The 240-nt window shown below is 62.5% G+C and carries 1 protein-coding gene; it reads left to right on the forward strand.

The window, feature by feature from the left end; translation table 11 throughout:
* Positions 1-18: 18 nt before the first annotated feature.
* Positions 19-240, forward strand: a 222-nt coding sequence (locus tag AC1RPV_RS08200; protein WP_481764270.1) for a helix-turn-helix transcriptional regulator, incomplete at its 3' end; no start/stop codon positions are given.

Genomic DNA, 240 nt, shown 5'->3' on the forward strand with positions numbered 1-240 from the left:
GATTCTGGGGATGAATCGATGACTATTACTGTTGCGCAGAGAGCGCGGTACTTCCGCGAGCAGCTCGGTTTGACGCAGGAACAGGCCGCCGAAAGGGCGGGCATGTCCCAAGCGTCGTGGAGCCGCCTTGAGAGTGGTGCCAAGAAGCCGACCGTCGGTGACGTGCTCGGCATGTCGTGGGCGCTTGGTGTGCCGTTCGACACGATGCGCGGCACGGGAGAGATCCGTTCACGCCTTCTG

The organism is Dellaglioa sp. CoH-55-MRSF-9, assembly GCF_056782155.1.